The organism is Streptomyces lasiicapitis (genome assembly GCF_014646335.1).
GTDB lineage: Bacteria > Actinomycetota > Actinomycetes > Streptomycetales > Streptomycetaceae > Streptomyces > Streptomyces lasiicapitis.
Genome location: NZ_BMNG01000010.1, coordinates 346,467 through 365,053, shown reverse-complemented (window position 1 = coordinate 365,053; position 18,587 = coordinate 346,467). Strand labels below are relative to the sequence as shown.

General features: G+C 72.9%; 16 protein-coding genes and 1 riboswitch. Of the genes, 11 read left to right on the top strand and 5 right to left on the bottom strand.

The features are described 5' to 3' along the window. Window positions 1-9: 9 nt before the first annotated feature. From IEY91_RS23270 to IEY91_RS23255, 4 genes are all read right to left on the bottom strand, one after another. A complete protein-coding gene (locus IEY91_RS23270; RefSeq protein WP_189175530.1) occupies window positions 10-393 on the bottom strand; it encodes an SAV_915 family protein in 384 nt (127 codons plus the stop codon). Window positions 394-599: 206 nt separating this feature from the next. Beyond that, window positions 600-1,163, bottom strand: a complete 564-nt coding sequence (locus IEY91_RS23265; RefSeq protein WP_189175529.1) for a universal stress protein — start codon at window positions 1,161-1,163, stop codon at window positions 600-602. A gap of 149 nt (window positions 1,164-1,312) precedes the next feature. Then, entirely contained in the window at window positions 1,313-2,401 is a 1,089-nt protein-coding gene (locus IEY91_RS23260; RefSeq protein ID WP_189175528.1) for a chitinase, read from the bottom strand. 75 nt (window positions 2,402-2,476) lie between these two features. Continuing rightward, window positions 2,477-3,367, bottom strand: a complete 891-nt coding sequence (locus tag IEY91_RS23255; protein ID WP_189175527.1) for an MBL fold metallo-hydrolase — start codon at window positions 3,365-3,367, stop codon at window positions 2,477-2,479. A gap of 168 nt (window positions 3,368-3,535) precedes the next feature. Between IEY91_RS23255 and IEY91_RS23250 the strand changes: the two genes are divergently transcribed. The 5 genes from IEY91_RS23250 to IEY91_RS23230 all read left to right on the top strand — a co-directional run bounded on the left by IEY91_RS23250 (window position 3,536) and on the right by IEY91_RS23230 (window position 7,887). Further along, window positions 3,536-3,754: a hypothetical protein gene (locus IEY91_RS23250; RefSeq protein WP_189175526.1), complete on the top strand. Its 219-nt coding sequence runs from the start codon at window positions 3,536-3,538 to the stop codon at window positions 3,752-3,754. Then, window positions 3,741-5,186, top strand: a complete 1,446-nt coding sequence (locus tag IEY91_RS23245) for an amidase (RefSeq protein ID WP_189175525.1) — start codon at window positions 3,741-3,743, stop codon at window positions 5,184-5,186. The genes IEY91_RS23250 and IEY91_RS23245 overlap by 14 nt, the downstream gene beginning before the upstream one ends. 16 nt (window positions 5,187-5,202) lie before the next feature. Further along, on the top strand, window positions 5,203-5,781 hold the full coding sequence (locus IEY91_RS23240; RefSeq protein ID WP_164317342.1) for a TetR/AcrR family transcriptional regulator: 579 nt from the start codon (window positions 5,203-5,205) through the stop codon (window positions 5,779-5,781). A 33-nt stretch (window positions 5,782-5,814) separates the two neighbouring features. Beyond that, window positions 5,815-6,624, top strand: a complete 810-nt coding sequence (gene ppk2, locus IEY91_RS23235; RefSeq protein WP_164317340.1) for a polyphosphate kinase 2 — start codon at window positions 5,815-5,817, stop codon at window positions 6,622-6,624. 135 nt (window positions 6,625-6,759) lie between these two features. Continuing rightward, window positions 6,760-7,887, top strand: coding sequence for a WD40/YVTN/BNR-like repeat-containing protein (locus tag IEY91_RS23230; RefSeq protein ID WP_164317338.1), 1,128 nt, complete (start codon window positions 6,760-6,762; stop codon window positions 7,885-7,887). A 21-nt stretch (window positions 7,888-7,908) separates the two neighbouring features. Here the strand turns inward: IEY91_RS23230 and IEY91_RS23225 are convergent, their stop codons facing one another. After that, the gene (locus IEY91_RS23225) at window positions 7,909-8,124 is read right to left on the bottom strand and encodes a hypothetical protein (RefSeq protein WP_164317336.1); all 216 of its coding nucleotides are present in this window, start codon (window positions 8,122-8,124) and stop codon (window positions 7,909-7,911) included. Between the two features lie 75 nt (window positions 8,125-8,199). On the opposite strand from IEY91_RS23225, the gene tsaD reads away from it, so the two are divergent. The 6 genes from tsaD (at window position 8,200) to IEY91_RS23195 (ending at window position 18,581) form a co-directional block, all read left to right on the top strand. After that, window positions 8,200-9,270 (top strand): tRNA (adenosine(37)-N6)-threonylcarbamoyltransferase complex transferase subunit TsaD, encoded by a 1,071-nt coding sequence (tsaD, locus tag IEY91_RS23220; protein WP_189175523.1) that lies wholly within the window; start codon window positions 8,200-8,202, stop codon window positions 9,268-9,270. After that, window positions 9,270-9,842 (top strand): GNAT family N-acetyltransferase, encoded by a 573-nt coding sequence (locus IEY91_RS23215; protein WP_189175522.1) that lies wholly within the window; start codon window positions 9,270-9,272, stop codon window positions 9,840-9,842. The genes tsaD and IEY91_RS23215 overlap by 1 nt, the downstream gene beginning before the upstream one ends. A 78-nt stretch (window positions 9,843-9,920) precedes the next feature. Next, window positions 9,921-12,581, top strand: a complete 2,661-nt coding sequence (gene alaS / locus IEY91_RS23210) for an alanine--tRNA ligase (RefSeq protein WP_189175521.1) — start codon at window positions 9,921-9,923, stop codon at window positions 12,579-12,581. A gap of 102 nt (window positions 12,582-12,683) precedes the next feature. Continuing rightward, window positions 12,684-13,196: a hypothetical protein gene (locus tag IEY91_RS23205; protein ID WP_189175520.1), complete on the top strand. Its 513-nt coding sequence runs from the start codon at window positions 12,684-12,686 to the stop codon at window positions 13,194-13,196. 54 nt (window positions 13,197-13,250) lie between these two features. Beyond that, on the top strand, window positions 13,251-16,571 hold the full coding sequence (locus IEY91_RS23200; RefSeq protein WP_189175519.1) for a CHAT domain-containing protein: 3,321 nt from the start codon (window positions 13,251-13,253) through the stop codon (window positions 16,569-16,571). A gap of 119 nt (window positions 16,572-16,690) precedes the next feature. Next, window positions 16,691-16,869: riboswitch (cobalamin riboswitch) on the top strand. Between the two features lie 212 nt (window positions 16,870-17,081). Further along, window positions 17,082-18,581 (top strand): CoA-acylating methylmalonate-semialdehyde dehydrogenase, encoded by a 1,500-nt coding sequence (locus IEY91_RS23195; RefSeq protein WP_189175518.1) that lies wholly within the window; start codon window positions 17,082-17,084, stop codon window positions 18,579-18,581. Window positions 18,582-18,587 lie beyond the last annotated feature (6 nt).

The following is an 18,587-nucleotide window of genomic DNA, read 5'->3' as shown; positions in this document are numbered from 1 at the left end:
GACGTCTCCTCAGCCGATCAGCGGGTCGAGAGCGGCCGACGGCTCGGACGGCTGGGGCTGGACGTGCCAGTTCCCGGTCCGCGTACGGCGTTCGGTGACCCAGGGGGCGGTCAGCTGGGGGTCGACGGTGACGGTCGTGATCCCCAGGGGCGCGGCGAGGGCGCGCAGTGCGGGCTCGGCGAGCGTGATCCACGGGTGGTCCGCGCCCAGCGTCGCGACGAGCTGTTCCAAGGAGGTGAAGCCGACGGCCGTGCGGCCGCCCAGCGGGGTGCGGAAGAACCGGGCCGCACAGCCCGCCGTTCCCGACCGGACCGGTACGTGAAGAACGCGGAGGGATCCGGCCGGGACGGGTTCGGAAGGCTCCGGATCTTCGCAATGCTCGACTGGAGACATCGTGGTGCTCCTCGCAGAAGTGACGTGCGCCGCCCGGCCGGGTGGCCGTGCGTGCTGTCGGTGACCGTATGCCCGCTGGTCCGGGGCCCGGCCACGGCGCTTACGTGTGCTTGACGCCGAGAGCCGCCGCCGTAACGCAACGCTGACGGTGAGGGGGCGTGCGGGGGGTTGCCGCGCCCCTGGGGCCGGTCCGGCCCCGGGGCGTCTCAGGTCCGGCCGTCCGTCAGGTCGCGGGCGTCCAGGGCCCGCCACCGGCCGAGGCGGCGGTGCGCGGCCGCCAGCTCGTCCTGGAGCGGTGAGGGCGGCACGGCGAGGACGGGGCAGCAGGCGTGCGCGACGCAGTACCGCACCACGTTCGGGAACAGCACATGACGTACGCCGCCGCGCCGCCCCGCGCCGATGACCAGCACGTCCCCGGCCCGGTCGGCGCTGTCGACCAGGGCGGGGCCGGGCGTGCCGCGCACGACGTAGCCCTCCCACGGGACGCCGGGCCCATCGGGGCCGAAGGCGTCGTCGACGGCGCCGAGCAGCCGCTCGGCAGCCGCGCGGCGCAGCGAGTCCTCCGGCGGCGGGAACGCGGCGCGCCGGTGGGCGAGTTCGCCCCCGGGCGGCACCCAGGCGAGCACGGCCACGAGCACGGCGTCGGTGCGGCGGGCCTCGTCGGCTCCCCGGTGCAGGGCGGTGAGGCTGCCCAGCGATCCGCTCACGCCGACCACGACCCGCCGATCTCCCGGCCGCCGCGCCCGCGTCCGTTCCTCGGCATCACCCATCGCTGACCCACCTCGCGCCCGGCCGCGCGGCCTTCCCCGCGGCACTCGAGTCACCAGGACACGCCCCGGCACGCCCGCGCACGGCCGTCGTTGGCGCGGGCCTGACGCCGGAGGGCGCAGTCATGACGCGTCCTTGACGCGGAGCCGGTTCAGCGGCCCTGCAGCGCCTTCACGTTGTCCCCGAACGTCCACCCCTTCGAGCCGTCCCAGTTGATCGACCAGGTCATCAGGCCCTTGAGCGCGCCGTTGTAGTTGCGCCAGGCCTGCGACACCAGGCCGGGCGACATGTGGCCGCCGCCCGCGCCGGGCTGGGCCGGCAGACCGGGCACCTGCTTGTCGTAGGGGACCTTGATGGTCGTGCCCTGGATGACCAGGCCCTTGTTGAGGCAGTCCGTCTGCGCGGTGAAGCCCTGCACGGTGCCCGCGGAGTAGGAGTCACCGGAGCAGCCGTACATGCTGCCGTTGTAGTACTGCATGTTCAGCCACCACAGCCGGCCGTTGTCCGCGTACTTCTTGATGATCGGCAGGTACGCGCCCCAGATCGAGCCGTACACGACACTGCCGCCGGTGACGTACGCCGTCTCCGGGGCCATCGTCAGACCGAAGTCGGCGGGCATCCTGGCGAGCACGCCGTCGATGATGCGGATGAGGTTGGACTGGGACGGCGACAGCTGGTTGATGTTGCCGCTGCCGACGAGGCCCGTCTCGATGTCGATGTCGATCCCGTCGAAGTTGTACTTCTTCAGGATCGGCACGACGGTCTCGACGAAACGGTCGGCGACGGCGCTGGAGCTCAGGTCGATGCCGGCCGTCGCGCCGCCGATGGACATCAGGATCGTGGCGCCGTCCGCCTTGGCCTGGCACATCTCGGCGGGTGTGGCGACCTTCACCGTGGAGTCCATGCCGTCCTCCCACAGGACGGTCCCGTCGGAACGGATCACGGGGAAGGCCGCGTTGATCACGTTGTAGCCGTGCTGGCGGATACGGGAATCGGTGATCGGCGTCCAGCCGAACGGCGGATGCACGCCGTTGGACGCGCCGTCCCAGTTCTCCCAGTACCCCTGGAGCACCTTGCCCGCGGGCTTCGACTTCACCGCGCAGGTGTCCGCGCTGGGTGCACTCGGCGCACTCGGCGCGCGGGGCGCGTCCGGCGCGTTCTGCGCCGCGGCGGCCGGCAACTGCGCCGCACAGGCCAGCGCGAGGGCCGCTCCCAACAGACGTACCGTCCGACCGATCATGGCGTGCTCCCTCGGGGAGGCCTTGCTACGGATGGGATGTGATGCGGCAGACGGTAAGTAGGTATAGACCTTTCGTCAATAGGTCTGGGCCAATGCGGAGTTGAAGCGGAACGCGGAGTTCTCCTCGGTGAGGGCGTGGCCCGCCGTCGGTGTCGCGAAGTGGCTGCCGAGCAGCAGGGTGTCGGTGTCCGCCACCGAGGCGAGCAGGTCGCGGCGGGTGCGCTCCGCGAGGGCGGGGTCGATGTCCACGCAGGATCCGATGCCGGGCCGGGCGAGCTGGACCGGGTGGTGGACGGCGTCGCCGGTGATCAGGGCGGTGCGGTCGTCGCCGCGCAGTTCGACGGCCACCTGGCCCGGGGTGTGGCCGGGGGCGGGCAACAGTCGTACGCCAGGCGCGACTTCGGCCGGTCCGGCCGAGGTGTCCACCAGGTCGAGCAGGCCCGCGTCCCGGACGGGGTGGACGGAGTCGCGGAACATCTGGCGCCGGGGTGCCTCCATGTCCGCGGCCGCCCAGTGGTCCCACTCCGTGCGGGTGGTGAGATAGCGGGCGTTGGGGAAGGTGGGCACCCAACTCCCGCCTTCCGTACGGGTGTTCCAGCCGACGTGGTCGGCGTGCAGGTGCGTGAGGACCACCAGGTCGACGGCCTCGGGCGGGAATCCGGCCCGGGTGAGCCGGTCCAGGTAGTCGGTGTCCAGGTCGTGCCAGGCCGGGTTGGCGCGCTGCTTGCCGTTGCCGATGCCCGTGTCGACGAGGACGCGTCGGCCGCCGACGGTGATCGCGAAGCTGTGGCTGCTGAGGCGGAGCGTGCCCGAGGCGTCGGCGAAGTCGGGGTGCAGCCAGGGCGTGCCGGTGACGACGTCCGGGGTGGCATCGGGCAGCAGCCAGGGCCCCGTCTCGGGCGGGAGCGGCACTTCGTCGACGCGGTGGGCGGTGATGCCGCCGAGGTGCCAGGCCGTCGGGGTCATGGGGGTCCTTTCGGGGGTCACCGGGCCCTGCCGTCGTGCCTGCTGGAGGTGACGGCTGGAGGCGCCGGTTCGAGTAAAAGCAATCCCTTTGCGTTAAGCGACGATAGGCGTTACCGTCATCTAACGCAAACAGTTAGCTTTTGCTGTCGCCCTGGAAGGGATCCGCCCATGCCACCCGAAGCTCCCGAAGATCTCGCCCCGCACGAGGCGGCCCAGTGGGCCCGCCGCGCCGGACTCCCCCTGGAGGGCGACCGCCTGGACGCCGTGACCGTCACCGCGAACCACATCCAGGCCGTCGTCGCCACCCTGCGCGAGCTGGACTTCGGCGATGTGCCGCCCGCGTCCGCCCACGCCGTGGGTCCGGAGGTGCGCGATGCGGCCGTATGAGCTGACCCTCGCCGCCGCGGCGGCCGCGATCCGCGCCGGGGAGCTGTCGCCCGTCGAACTCACCGACTCCGTGCTGGAGCGAGCCGAAGCCGTCGAAGACGGACTGCACGCGTTCGTGACCGTGCGGGCCGACGAGGCGCGCGCGGCAGCCACGCGGGCCGCGCACGAGATCGCGGCGGACGGCCTGCGAGGCCCGCTGCACGGCATCCCCATGGGGCTCAAGGATCTCATAGACGTCAAGGGGCAGCCCACGACGGCCAGTTCGGCCGTCCGGGTCGACCACATCGCGGACGCGGACAGCACCGTCGCCACCCGCCTCGCCGACGCGGGCGCGGTGCTGCTCGGCAAGACCCACACCCACGAGTTCGCCTACGGCCTGACCACCCCGCAGACACGGAACGCCTGGGACGCCGAGCGCGTCGCGGGCGGCTCCAGCGGCGGCTCGGCGGTCGCCGTCGCGGCCGGTGCGGCCACCTTCGCGCTCGGCACCGACACCGGCGGCTCCATCCGGGTCCCCGCAGCCCTCAACGGCGTCGTCGGACTCAAGCCGACGTACGACCTGGTGCCCCGCCACGGCGTGACCTCGCTGTCGTGGTCCCTCGACCACATCGGCCCGGTCACCCGCACGGTCGAGGACGCGGCCCTCGTACTGGACGCCCTGACCGGCAGTGACCTGCCCGGCCAGAGCCATCTCCTGCACCACGACGGCGACTTGACCGGCCTGCGCGTCGGCGTCCCGCGGAACTACTACTTCGACCGCGTCACCCCCGACGTCGAGTCCGCCGTACGGACCGCCATCGATCGGCTGCGTGACCTGGGGGCCGAACTCGTCGACGTCGAGATCCCGTTGACCCGCTACGTCCAGGCGGTCCAGTGGGGAGTGATGGTCCCCGAGGCCACTTCGTACCACGAACGGACTCTCCGGGCGACGCCCGAGCTGTACGCCCCCGACGTACGCGTACTCCTCGAAGCGGGCGAACTGCTCCTCGCCGGTGACTACTTGCGCGCCCAGCGCGCCAGGACCCTGATGCGGCGCGCCTGGGCGCGGATGCTGGACGCCGTCGACGTGGTCGCCGCCCCCACCGTGCCGCTGACCGCCGCGCCGACGGGACAGCAGTCCGTGGAGTGGGCCGACGGGAGCGTGGAGAGCGTGTCCGACAGCTATGTGCGGCTGTCCGCGCCCGCCAACATCACCGGCGTGCCCGCCCTGACCGTGCCCGTCGGGCAGGACCGGGCCGGGCTGCCCATCGGCATGCAGCTCATCGGGCACCCACTGGGGGAGCGGACGGTGCTGCGGGTGGGACGGGCGTACGAGGAGACGCGGGCGGACGCGGGACGCCTCGCCCCGGGCGCGGGCACCGTTGGGGCGCCGACACCTCCGACGGCCCCCGGGAGCCCCGCCCCCGCGCCCACCGTAGAAGCTAGAACTTAGCGTTAAGGTGTCCGACATGAGCCCCAAGCCCATGGCTCGCCCCGGCGGCCGCAGTGCCCGCGTGCAGGCGTCCGTGCACGCCGCCGTGCGCGAACTGGAGGCCGAGCAGGGTCGCGCGGCCCTGACCGTTCCGCTGGTCGCGGCCAGGGCCGGGGTCACCCCGTCGACGATCTACCGGCGCTGGGGCGACCTCCAGGAACTCCTGTCGGACGTCGCCGTGGAGCGGCTGCGCCCCGACACGGAACCGGCGGACCACGGCGGCCTGCGCGCCGACCTGACGGCCTGGGCGGAGCAGTTCCTCGACGAGATGTCCTCCACCGCGGGCCGCGCCTACATCCGCGACGCCCTCCTCGGCGACCCGGACGGCGGCAACGCGGGCCAGTGCTCCGCCTACGCCGCAGCCCAGGTCGACCTCGTCCTCGACCGCGCCCGCGAGCGCGGCGAGAACGGTGCGGGCGGGGCTCCGGCGCGCGACGCTGTCATGGACCACGTCGTCGCGCCGATCATGTACCGCATCCTGTTCCGCCCGGAGGGCCTGTCCGCGGCGTACGCGCGGGAGCTGGTGGAGCGGACACTGGACGGGCTGCCGGACTGAACCCGGCGTTCCTCGCTCAATAAGGGAGCAGGCATGGCCGGAAAGAAGGCGCGCCGCGCGTCACTGCCGCGAGGGGTCTACGAGCGGGAGCTGCTGCGGCTGCAGACGGAGCTGGTGAAGCTGCAGGAGTGGGTGCGTGCGGAGGGCGCCCGGCTCGTCGTGGTGTTCGAGGGGCGGGACGCGGCGGGCAAGGGTGGCACCGTGAAGCGGGTCGCGGAGCATCTCAACCCCCGGGTGGCCCGGATCGTGGCCCTCCCCAAGCCCACTGAGCGTGAACGCACCCAGTGGTACTTCCAGCGCTACATCGCGCACTTGCCAGCGGCTGGCGAAATCGCGCTGTTCGACCGGAGCTGGTACAACCGCGCCGGCGTCGAGCACGTGATGGGCTTCTGTACGACGCAGGAGTACCAGCTGTTCCTGCGCCAGTGCCCGATCTTCGAGCGGATGCTGGTGGAGGAGGGGATCCTGCTGCGCAAGTACTGGTTCTCGGTGAGCGACGAGGTGCAGCAGGAGCGGTTCCGGCGGCGCCTTGAGGATCCCGTGCGGCGGTGGAAGCTGTCGCCGATGGACCTGGAGTCGGTCGCCCGGTGGGAGGCGTACTCGCGGGCCAAGGACGACATGCTGGTGCACACCGACACCGTGCAGGCGCCGTGGTACGTCGTGGAGAGCGACGACAAACGCCGGGCCCGGCTGAACATGATCGCCCATCTGCTGGGGTCCCTGCCCTATCACGACGTGCCGCCCCCGGTACTGGAGCTGCCGCCGCGCCCGCCGTCGACCGGTTACGTGCGGCCACCGCGTGAGCTGCAGACGTATGTTCCCGACCACGCGGCCGGTCTCTGAGCGAGAGCGGGGCACACCGTGGGGGACCGCCCAAGCCCCGGGCGACCTGGCCGCCGAGGTGCCCCCAACTCGCCGCTGAGAAATGGCCTGTTACGGGGATGGCCGATTCCGCTGTGGCGAACCAGTCTTCTTGGAATGCGACTTGGTGTTCGTGGGATCGCGACCCGGATACTCGTGGTGCTCGGACTCGCGGTTGCCCTGATTGCTCCTGGGGTGACCGCCGAGTCGGTTCCGGCGGCTCGACAGGCCGACGTGCCGTCCTGGCGCTTCATGCCGACCGCCACAAGCAACACGCTGATCACGCTCGACGTGGTGGACCGGGAGGTGGTGTGGGCTGTCGGTGGCGGATTCCGAGGTGCCACCAACGACGGGGCCGTGGTGCGGACGGTGGACGGCGGACGTTCCTGGCAGAACGTCACCCCGCCGGGTGGGGTGGCCGACAAGTTCCGGGACGTCGAGGCGTTCGACCGTGATCACGCCCTCGTCCTGACGCTTCCCAGAGGTGACGAACCCTCGCGGATCTATCGCACCGCGGACGGCGGGGCCACCTGGCAACTGGTGTTCCGCAACTCGGTGCCGAACGCCTTCTACGACTGCATGGCGTTCTTCGACGACCGCCACGGCCTCGCGGTCAGCGACCCCGTCGGCGGCAAGTTCGCCATCCTGGCCACTGAGGACGGCGGCTGGACGTGGCGCCCGGCACCGGCCGACGGAATGCCTGCCGCGACACCCGACGACGGTGCCTTGGCGACCGGCACGTGCATGGTCGCGCACGACCGGCGCCACGCCTGGTTCGGCACGACCGGCACCAGTGGCGGAACCGGCCACAACCCTCAGGTGTTCCGTACCGCTGACGGCGGCAGGACATGGAGTGCCGCCGACACCCCGATCCCCGGCGGGACGGCGAGCATCGCCTCGCTGTCCTTCCGGGACCCCCGGCACGGTCTGGCGGTCGGTGGAGATTTCGCCCCGGACAGTGGGATCGATTCGGGTGCGGCCGCCTCCACCGCCGACGGCGGCGCGTCCTGGTCGCTCGGTGACGCGCCCGGCGGGTTCCGCAACAGCGTGGCCTGGGTTCCCGGCGGGGGGCACATCGCGGTCGCGGTCGGTCCCAACGGCAGCGATGTGAGTACCGACAGCGGAAGGTCCTGGACGCTGTTCGACCGCGCCCGCCTGCTGGGAGTCAACTGTCAGCCCGGAGCGGGGTGCTGGGCCGTCGGGGAGCACGGCACGGCGGCTCAACTCGTCATCCGTCACTCTTGACGGACCGGTGCGGACCTGGGTTCAGGAGCTCGGCCCGGTCACCTTCTTCTTGGTGTCGCCCACGCTCGCGGGGACGGGGCTGATCATCAGCACGCCGTGCCACCGTTCGGCCGCCGCCTCGCCGTCGCCGGGAACAGCGGCACCTTGGTGCCCGACCTCGTGATCGAGGGGGAGGTGCGTCCCGGGGCCGGCGGGGGAGGGGAGGACGGGGCCGAACGGCTCAGGCTTATTGCACATTGGTTGCAACTAATATGGCTAGGCGGTAGGCGCGGAAAGAAAGCGCAAAATCGAAACGGCGTCGGGAGAACAGTCATGGCCGCCCCTCGGATCGTGCTCGGAATCGAGTCGTCCTGCGACGAGACGGGCGCGGGCCTGGTCCGCGACGGACGGCTGCTCGGGCACGCGGTCGCGTCGAGCATGGACGAGCACGCCCGGTTCGGCGGCGTCGTCCCCGAGATCGCCGCCCGCGCGCACGTGCACGCCCTGAACCCGGTCGTCCGCGGTGCCCTGGACCGGGCGGGCCTGCGGCTCGGCGACATCGGCGCGGTAGCCGTGACGACGGGGCCCGGCCTGTCCGGCGCCCTCCAGGTCGGCCTCGCCGGGGCGAAGGGCCTGGCCTACGCCCTGGACGTACCGCTGTACGGAGTGCACCACCTCGCCGGGCACGTCGCCGCCGACACCCTGGAGCACGGCCCGCTGCCCGACCCGTGTGTCGTTCTGATCGTGTCCGGCGGGCACACCTCGCTGCTGCTCGTGCGTGATCTGGCGCGCGATCCGATCACGCATCTCGGCGACACCCTGGACGACGCGGCGGGCGAGTGCTTCGACAAGGTGGCCCGCGTCTTCGGGCTGCCCTACCCCGGCGGCCCTGCCGTCGACCGCGCGGCGCGCGACGGTTCGGCGGACGCCGTGGCCTTCCCGCGCCCCCTGACCGGCCCTGGCGACGACCCGTACGCCTTCTCCTTCTCCGGCCTGAAGACCGCCGCCGCCCGCTGGGCCGAGCGGCACGCGAACGGCGACGGCGCCCTGCCGGTGGCCGACGGCGCCGCCGCGCTCCAGGAGGCCATCGCCGACGTCCTCACCCGCAAGGCCGTCGCCGCCTGCGCCGCGCACGGAGTGAACACGCTCGTCGTGGTCGGCGGCGTCGCCGCCAACTCCCGCGTGCGGGCCCTCGCCGAGGAGCGCTGCCGAGCCGCCGGGATCACCCTGCGTGTGCCCCCGCTGGGCCTGTGCACCGACAACGGCGCGATGATCGCCGCCGTCGGGGACCTGCTGGTGCGCGCGGGCGCCGAGCCCGCGCCCCTGGACGTGTCGATCGACCCCTCGGCGCCACTGGAGTACGCCGCGCTGCACCCCACGGCCACCGTCGCGAGGGCCGCCTGATGGCCGCCGTCGTCCACCGCCTGCCGGGCCCCGGCCTGCTCGCCCACCGCGACGGCATACGCGCGGTCTACGCCGCCGCCTTCGCCGAACCGCCCTGGAACGCGGACCCCGGCGAGGCGGACGTCTACCTGGCCCGCCTCACCGACGACGTGCGCCGGCCCGGGTTCACGGGCGCAGTGGCGCTCGACGGTGAGAAGGTGCTCGGCTTCGCCACCGCCTGGACCTCCGCCACGCCGCTGCCCGGCAGCCGCTCCTACCCACGGGTCACCGCCGCCCTCGGCCCCGAGCGCACGGCCGCGTGGCTGTGCGGAGGCCTGGAGGTCGACGAACTCGCCGTCATGCCCGGCGCGCACGGCCTCGGCCTCGGCCGTACGCTCCTCGAAGCGGTCACCCGCGACGCGCCCGACGGCCGCAGCTGGCTGCTCACCTCCACGCAGGCCGACGCCACCGTCCGCTTCTACGAGCGGCTCGGCTGGCGGCAGGCCACCCACCCCGCGCCGCAGGGGTACGCCACCGCCGTCTTCCTCGGCCCCCACCACCCGGCACGCACGGCCACCGTCCCGCCCCTGTAGCCCCCGCAGTTCCCGCAGCCTCGCACCCCGCAGCCCCGCAGTCCCGTAGCCCCTTTGAACCCCCGCCCGGAGCACCCCTTGCGCACCGCCGACATCCGCACCCGCTTCCTGGACTTCTTCGCCGAGCGCGGCCACACCGTCGTGCCCAGCGCCCCGCTGCCCACGCCCGACCCGACGCTGCTGTTCGTCAACGCGGGCATGGTGCCGTTCAAGTCGTACCTGACCGGTGAGGTCAAGGCGCCCTGGCAGCGGGCCACCAGCGTGCAGAAGTGCGTGCGCACCCTGGACATCGAGGAGGTCGGCCGCACCACCCGGCACGGCTCCTTCTTCCAGATGAACGGCAACTTCTCCTTCGGGGACTACTTCAAGGAAGAGGCCATCGCCTACGCCTGGGACCTGAGCACCCGCTCCGTCGCGGACGGCGGCTACGGCCTGGACCCGGCGAGGATCTGGGTCACCGTGCACCACTCCGACACCGAGGCCCGCGGCCTGTGGCGGCGCGTCTCCGGCCTCCCCGACGAGCGGATCGTGGCGCGCGGCGACGAGGACAACTTCTGGCACATGGGCGTACCGGGCCCGAGCGGCCCCTCCTCCGAGCTGTACTACGACCGGGGCCCGCGCTTCGGCCGCGAGGGCGGCCCGGAGGCCGACGAGGACCGGTTCATGGAGTTCTGGAACCTCGTCTTCATGCAGTACGAGCGCGGCGAGGGCAGCGGCAAGACCGGCTTCCCGATCCTCGGCGAACTCCCGCGCCGCAACATCGACACCGGCATGGGCCTGGAGCGCATGGCCACCCTGCTGCAAGCTGTGGACAATCTGTACGAGATCGACGAGACCCGGCCAGTCCTCGACCGCGCCGCCGAACTCGCCGACGTCCGCTACGGCGCCGACCCCGCCGCCGACGTGCACCTGCGCGTCGTCGCCGACCACGTCCGCACCGCCCTGATGCTCCTCGCGGACGGCACCGCCCCCGGCAACGAGGGCCGCGGCTACGTGCTGCGCCGGATCCTGCGCCGCGCGGTCCGCTCGATGCGCCAACTCGGCCACGAGGACCCGTCGTTGACCGAACTCCTCGCCGTCGCCCGGACCTGCATGGCGCCGAGCTACCCCGAGGTCGAGGAGGCGTACGACCGCGTCGTCGACCAGGCCGCGGGCGAGGAGGACGCCTTCCGGGCCACCCTCAAGCAGGGCACGACCGTCCTGGACACCGCCGTCACGAAGGTCAAGGCCGACGGCGGGCGCCAACTGTCCGGCGCGCAGGCCTTCCTGCTGCACGACACGTACGGCTTCCCCGTCGACCTCACCCTGGAGATGGCCGCGGAGCAGGGCGTCGAGGTCGACCGCGAGGGCTTCACGGCGCTCATGCGCGAGCAGCGCGAGCGGGCCCGCGCGGACGCCCGCGCCCGCAAGTCCGGCGGGGCGGTGGACACTTCGGCGCTGCGGGCCGTCCTCGACGAGCACGGCCCGACCGACTGGCGCGCCTGGGACACCCTCACCACCGACTCGCGTGTGCTGGCCCTCGTCGCTCCTTCCGGGCCGGTGTCCGTGGCCCGCGCGGGCGACATCGTCGGCGTCGTCCTGGACCGCACGCCGTTCTACGCCGAGTCCGGCGGACAGGACAGCGACGCAGGAGGGCTCTCCGGCGCCTCGGTGGAGGCGGACGTGCTCGACGTGCAGCGCCCGCTGCCCGGTCTCGTGGTCCACCAGGTCCGCGTCACGGCCGGAGACCTGGCCGTCGGGGACGCCGTGCACGCCGCCGTCGACCCCGAGTGGCGGCTCGGCGCGCGCCAGGCCCACTCCGGCACCCACGTCCTGCACGCCGCCCTGCGCGAGATCCTCGGCCCCACCGCCCTGCAGGCGGGCTCCTACAACCGCCCCGGCTACCTCCGCCTGGACTTCCCCTGGCGCGGCGGTCTCTCCGCCACCGTCCGCAGCGAGGTCGAGGAGGCCGCGAACCGCGCCCTGCGCCGCGACCTGCCGGTCCACGTGCGCTGGATGCCGCTGCCCGAGGCCAAGGAGATCGGCGCGCTCGCGCTGTTCGACGAGACGTACGGCGAGCAGGTGCGGGTCGTCGAGATCGGCGGCGCCTGGTCGCGCGAGCTGTGCGGCGGCACGCATGTCGAGCACGCCGCGCAGGTCGGCGTCGTCGCGCTGACCGCCGAGTCGTCGGTCGGCGCGGGCATGCGGCGCCTGGAGGCCGCGGTCGGCATCGAGGGCTTCGGCCATCTGGCCCGCGAGCGCGACCTGGTGGCCCGCATCGCCGAACAGGTGCAGGCGCCGCGCGCCGAACTGCCCGACCGCATCGCCCAGTTGCTCGACCGGCTGAAGACGGCCGACCGCGAGAACCAGCGGCTGCGCCAGTCCGCCCTCGCCGCCCGCGCGGCCGAACTGGCCGACCGGGCCGTCGACGTGGCGGGCGCGAGCGTGGTCACCGCCACCACGGACGGCGACGCGGGCGCCGCCAGGACGCTGGCCCTCGACGTACGAGGACGGCTGTCCGCCGGGCGGCCGGGCGTGGCCGTCGTGACCCTCACCGGCGACAAGCCGGTCCTGGTCGTGGCCGTGAACGAGTCCGGGCGCACGGCGGGCCTGTCCGCGTCGGCCCTCGTCAAGCGGCTCCTCGGCGGGCGGGGCGGCGGCTCGGACGAGGTGGCGCAGGGCGGGGGAGTGCCGGGGGCGCAGCTCGACGCGGCCCTGTCCGGGCTCGCGGGGGCTGTGCGGGAGGCGCTGGGGGCGTAGCGGCCGGGCCGGCCCGTAGCAGCCCGCCGGGCTGTGCGGGCCCGCCTCGCGCAGATCACGGTATCGCCCCCGAACGGCCGCCGAGCGGGCCAGAATTGGGGGATGCCGAGTCGAGGCCAGTTGGAGCAGTTGGAGCAGCGGATCCGGGCGCTCTCCGACGAAGCCGCCGTCCGGGCGCTCATCGCGTTGGTGGAGGAGCGTGGCCTGCTTCCGGAGGCGAGACGACACGCCTGGAGCGACGGCGGGTTGAAGGAGGCCCTGGCCGCGGGGGACCTGGATTCCGGGGACTTGGCGGCGTACGCGGACCCGGATCAACCGGAAGCCACTGACGGAGAGTTGGCGCGCGCCGTGCTGGAGTACGCGGCCGCCCAGCACGACGACCTGGCCCGCACCGTCGGCGAGGCCGTCGAGTACGCGAGCTCGCCGATGCACCGCATCGAACCGCTCGCCCTCTCGGTCACCGTGCTCGTCGTCGTACTCCTGCAGACCGAAGTCGTCGTGAAGCGGGACACACGCGGCAGGTGGAGCTTCACCGTCCACAAGCGCGCCATGCGGGACGCGGCACTCGGACGGGTCTTCACGGCTCTGCTCTCACGCATCTCCAGCGGCAAGTAGCGGCAGTCGGCGGCAAGTAGCGGCGAGCAGGCGGCAGATCACGAGGGGGGCGGAGTGACGGTCTCGGCGAGGGCGCCCTACACATGGCGCTGCGAGGAATGCGACCAGCAACGCACGGCTCCGGCGTGGCGCGTCGTCGACGCGCGCGAGCGCGCCGACGTCCTGGAGGCTCCCGGCGCGGGCGTCTCCTGGCTGGCGTGCCCGGGGTGCGGGACGAGAACGTACGTCGACGCGCCCCTGCTCGTGCTCCGCCCCGGCGCGGCGGCGCCGATGCTGCTCGGGCTCTCCATGGCCGAGTTGCGGGGCGGCCCGCCGCAGTCCGCGCTCGCGGTCATGGAGGAGGCCGCGCGGGCCGGGGCCCTCCGTGACCACGGTTTCGCCGGACAGGCGATCCCCCTGCCGCGCAGACTCCTGTCGGTCGTCCTGACCCGCGACCTCGACCGGGACCTGGCGGACCCCGAGGCGGCCTGCGAACAACTGGAGCCGGAAGGGCAGCCGACGATCGGCAACTATCGGATGTTCCTCCAGTACCTCGCGGAGTCGATCGCCGACACCCGGGTGAACGAGCTGCTGAACGCCGTACTGACCAGCCCGCCCGACGAACTCGCCGAACTCCTGCGTACGCACCCGGAGTTGACCGGCGAAACGAAGGTGCGCGACGCCGGCCGCGAGGAACTGCGCGCGGCCGTCGGCACCCCGCTCGAATCGGTCCTGGACAGACGCCAGCGGCTCCTGGAGGAGCTGTGCGACGGCCGGACACCGCAGAGCGCGGCGGTGGACCGGTACTTCGAGTCGCTGAGCCGATTCGGCGGTGATCTGCGTACACGGTTGCACGAACTGTACGAGCGGGCCCGCGCCACCGAGGGCGCCGAGGGGATTCCCATCGCCCGCGAGGCGCTGGCGCTCGCCGCCGACCTCGGTGAGGAGGAAGCGGAGACCGATCTCGCCGCCATGCTCGGCGAACGTCTCGTGGGCGCCGTCCACGCCGGACTCGACGCCGACCTGTCCGAGGCGTACCAGGTCCTCGCACACGCACTGGCCAGGCTGCCCGAGGGCAGCCTGGAGTGGGTGCAGGTGGCGAACAACCTGGCAAGCGCGCACTACTCGCGCGACGACGGCGACCGGCTCGAGGTCTGGGGGACCGCCCGCGACCTGCTGGCCCGCGCCAGCGGGCTCGACCGCCGCGAACACCCCGAGTTCTGGGCCCGGATCCAGACCAACTACGGGCTGCTCCTCGCGGAGCGGCCGGGCGGGGGCCCCGCGGACCTCACCCTAGGCATCGACCGCATCCGGGCGGGCCTGGAGGAGCGGTCCCCGCGGCGCTCCACCGTCAACTGGGCCTACTCCATGGTCAACCTCGGCCTGCTGCTGTACCGCCGCCGCGAACCGGACGACCTGCGCGAGGCCGAGCAGTGTTACCGGGGCGCCCTCCACCACCTCAGGGCCGACGACGACCCCGCCCTGTGGTCGCAGACGCAGTGCAACCTGGCCCACCTGCTGCTGGCCCGCGAACCCGTGGACGCCCACGGTGCCCGCGCGGCGGCGACCGCGGCGCTGGACCTGGCGACGGCACGCCCCGGCCTCCTCAACACCGGCCGCGTCATGTGGCTCCTTGCCCGGGCGGGCGACCACCTCGAAGGACCGGACAGCGCCGAGAGCACCAGGCTGCGCCGCGAGGCCCTGGCCGTCACACCGCCCACCGTCTCGCCCTCCGTCCACCTCAACATCGCCCGGGAACTGGTCAACTCCTACGCGGAGGCGGAACGCTGGACGGAGGCCGCCGACGTCGCCTCGGACATGCTCACCGCCGTGAACGCGCTCTTCGACGCCCAGGTCACCGTCGCGAGCCGCCGCGGCGTCCTCGTACAGGTGGACCGCCTCGCCCGCTGGACCGCGTTCCTGCTGGCGCGGGCGGGCCGTCCCGAGCGTGCCGTGGAAGCCCTCGAACGCGGACTGGCCTGTGAGCTGTCGGTGGTGGCCGGCCGTGGAGCGGTCGACCTGGAGGCACTCGAAGGCGTCGACCCCGTCCTGGCCGACCGCTACCGGCTCGCGCGCTCCCGCTACGGCTCGGCGGTAACGGAATCCGCGACGACGCCGCCCGGCGGGCTCGCCCTCACGGCGCCCGAACAGGCCGAGGCCGAACGCGCCCTGCGTGCCGTGGTCGACGAGATCCGGGCGATCCCGGGCTTCGAGGACTTCCTGCGCACCACCGAACTGCGGGACATCGTCCGGGCCGCGGGCGGACTGCCCCTCGCGTATCTCGTGAACGCGCCCTGGGGCAGCTACGTCCTGACGATCCCCGGCGCGCGGCCCACCGTACGTGCCGTGCTGGTCCCCGAGGTGAGCAGCCTCAGCGTCGCGAGCCTGCTGATGACGGACCTCGACGACCCGGACGACGACACCGTGGGACTGTGGCTCGTGCAGCAGGCTTCCAGGCTGACGTACCGGCGTGAGCTCCCGGCGGCCCTGGAGCGCCTCATCGCCCTCGAACCGCTCATGCGCCCGCTCGCGCGGCTCCTGGCGGACGACCCGCGGCACGAGGCGGTCGTCGTCCCGACCGGCCTGCTGGGCCTGGTCCCCCTGCACGCCGTGCCGCTCGGTCCCGACACGGACGACGTGCTCGACGACATCGGCACCCTGATCGCCGCCCCCTCCGCGGCGGTGTACGAGGCCTCCCGCGCCAGAGCCGCACGGCTGCCGCAAGCCGCGCCGCGCCTGGTGGCGGTCACCGACCCCGACGGTTCGCTGCCCGGCAGTCGCACCGAACTCGCCGAGATCCGCACCTTGTTCGCGTCGTCGGGCGGGACCAGCTGCGCGGTGGGCGCCGACGCGACCGTGGGCTGGGTGCTCGACCACCTCGCCGAGGCGTCGTACCTGCACCTGAGCTGTCACGGCAGCGCCGGATTCGAGAGCCGCGGCGGCTCGCTGGCGCTCGCCGACGGCCACTTGGACATGGACGTCCTCGTACGCCACCAACTCCCCGTCTGCAGGCTGACGGTGGCCAGCGCCTGTCAGTCGGGGCACTACGCCATCATCGACGCCCCCGACGAATTCCTCGGGCTCCCTGCCGGGTTCCTCCAGGCGGGGGCGGCCTGCGCGGTGACGAGTCTGTGGCTGGTGGACGACATGGCGACGGCCGTGCTGATGACCCGCTTCTACGAACTCCTCTTCCGCACCGGCGCCCCCGTGACGGCGCTGCGCCGGTCGCGCAGGTGGCTGCGGGGCCTCACGTGGGACGAGTTCGCGCGGTACACGGACTCGCACCCCCACCTGGCGGACCTGAGCCGGCCGTACGTCGCCCAGGCGGCGTCGGGGACCGAGCGCCCCTTTGCCTCGCCCGTGCACTGGGGTGCGTTCACGGCGTGGGGAGCGTGAGGAGCCCCGACCGGACGTCGGCGCGCCCGGCGCGGCCGTAGGGGGTGTGGTCGGTCAGGGGGGCGGAATCGCATACGGGTTCCAGTCCGGTGTGGACTTACTAGGAAGTCCAAGTATATGTTCGTGACGAAGCCCGCGGTGCAGGGAAGCCGGTGTGAATCCGGCGCGGTCCCGCCACTGTGACCGGGGAGTGCGTTCTCGCGTGAGACAACGCCACTGACGGAGAAGTCCGTCGGGAAGGCGGGAGAACAAGCGCTGATCCGGGAGTCAGGATACCGGCCGCGGGGTGATCCGTGTTGTCCACGAGGATGGAGCAGACACGCATGGCCCCGGTGCGCACTCACGACCTTGGTGATCCGGCGATGCGAGCGGCAACCCCCGCTGTCTGACGGCTCTTTCGCCGTTCGCGACCACTTTCCCGACCTTCGGAACCGGCGTGCCCGCACGCCCTCCGACGGCCGGTCGGTCGCGCCCCACCCCGGATCCACCTGACGAAAGAGCAGGCTCCTCATGGTCCGTGAACTGACCCACTTCATAGGCGGCAAGCACACCCCGGGCACCTCGGGCGCACTTGCCGACGTGTTCGACCCCAACACCGGCGACGTACAGGCCCGTGTCCCGCTCGCGAACCGCGCGGAGACCGAGGCCGCCATCGCCGACGCGGCGCAGGCGCAGCGCGAGTGGGGCGAGTGGAACCCGCAGCGCCGCGCCCGCGTCCTGCTCCGCTTCCTCCAACTCGTCGAGGGCGAACGCGACTCCCTCGCGCGGATGCTGTCCGCCGAGCACGGCAAGACCGTGCCCGACGCGCACGGCGACCTCCAGCGCGGCCTGGAGGTCGTGGAGTTCGCCGCGGGCATCCCGCACCTGCTCAAGGGCGAGTTCACCGACAACGCCGGGACCGGCATCGACGTGCACTCGCTGCGCCGCCCCATCGGCGTCGTCGCCGGCATCACGCCGTTCAACTTCCCGGCGATGATCCCCCTGTGGAAGGCCGCCCCCGCCATCGCCTGCGGCAACGCCTTCATCCTGAAGCCCTCCGAACGCGACCCGTCCGTGCCGCTGCGGCTCGCCGAACTCTTCCTGGAGGCGGGCCTGCCGCCGGGCATCCTCAACGTCGTCAACGGCGGCAAGGAAGCCGTCGACACCCTCCTGGAGGACCCGCGCGTCGAGGCGCTCGGCTTCGTCGGCTCCACGCCGATCGCCGCGCACATCTACGCCACCGCCGCCGCCCACGGCAAGCGCGCCCAGTGCTTCGGCGGCGCCAAGAACCACATGATCGTGATGCCGGACGCGGACCTCGACCAGGCCGTGGACGCGCTGATCGGCGCCGGATACGGCTCCGCGGGCGAACGCTGCATGGCGATCGCCGTGGCCGTGCCGGTCGGCGAGGCCACCGCCGACGCGCTCGTGGCCCGCCTCAAGGACCGCATCGGCGCGCTGCGCATCGGCCGCTCCGACGACGCCGAGGCCGACTTCGGCCCGCTCGTCAGCCGCGACGCCGTCGACCGGGTCCGCTCGTACGTCGACCTGGGCGTCGAGGAGGGCGCGGAACTCGTCGTCGACGGCCGGGACTTCACCCTCCCCGGCCACGAGGGCGGATTCTTCGCGGGCGCCTCGCTCTTCGACCGCGTCACCGCGGACATGCGGATCTACCAGGAGGAGATCTTCGGCCCGGTCCTGTCCGTCGTACGCGCCGCCGACTACGAAGAGGCGCTGCGGCTGCCCACCGAGCACCCCTACGGCAACGGCGTCGCGCTGTTCACGCGCGACGGCGACACCGCCCGCGACTTCACCCGGCGCGTCGACACCGGCATGGTCGGCATCAACGTACCCATCCCGGTGCCCGTCGCGTACCACACCTTCGGCGGCTGGAAGCGGTCCGGATTCGGCGACCTCAACCAGCACGGACCCGACTCGATCCGCTTCTACACCCGCACCAAGACCGTCACCTCGCGCTGGCCCTCCGGGACCAAGGAAGGCGCGTCCTTCACCATCCCGACGATGCGGTGACCGGCG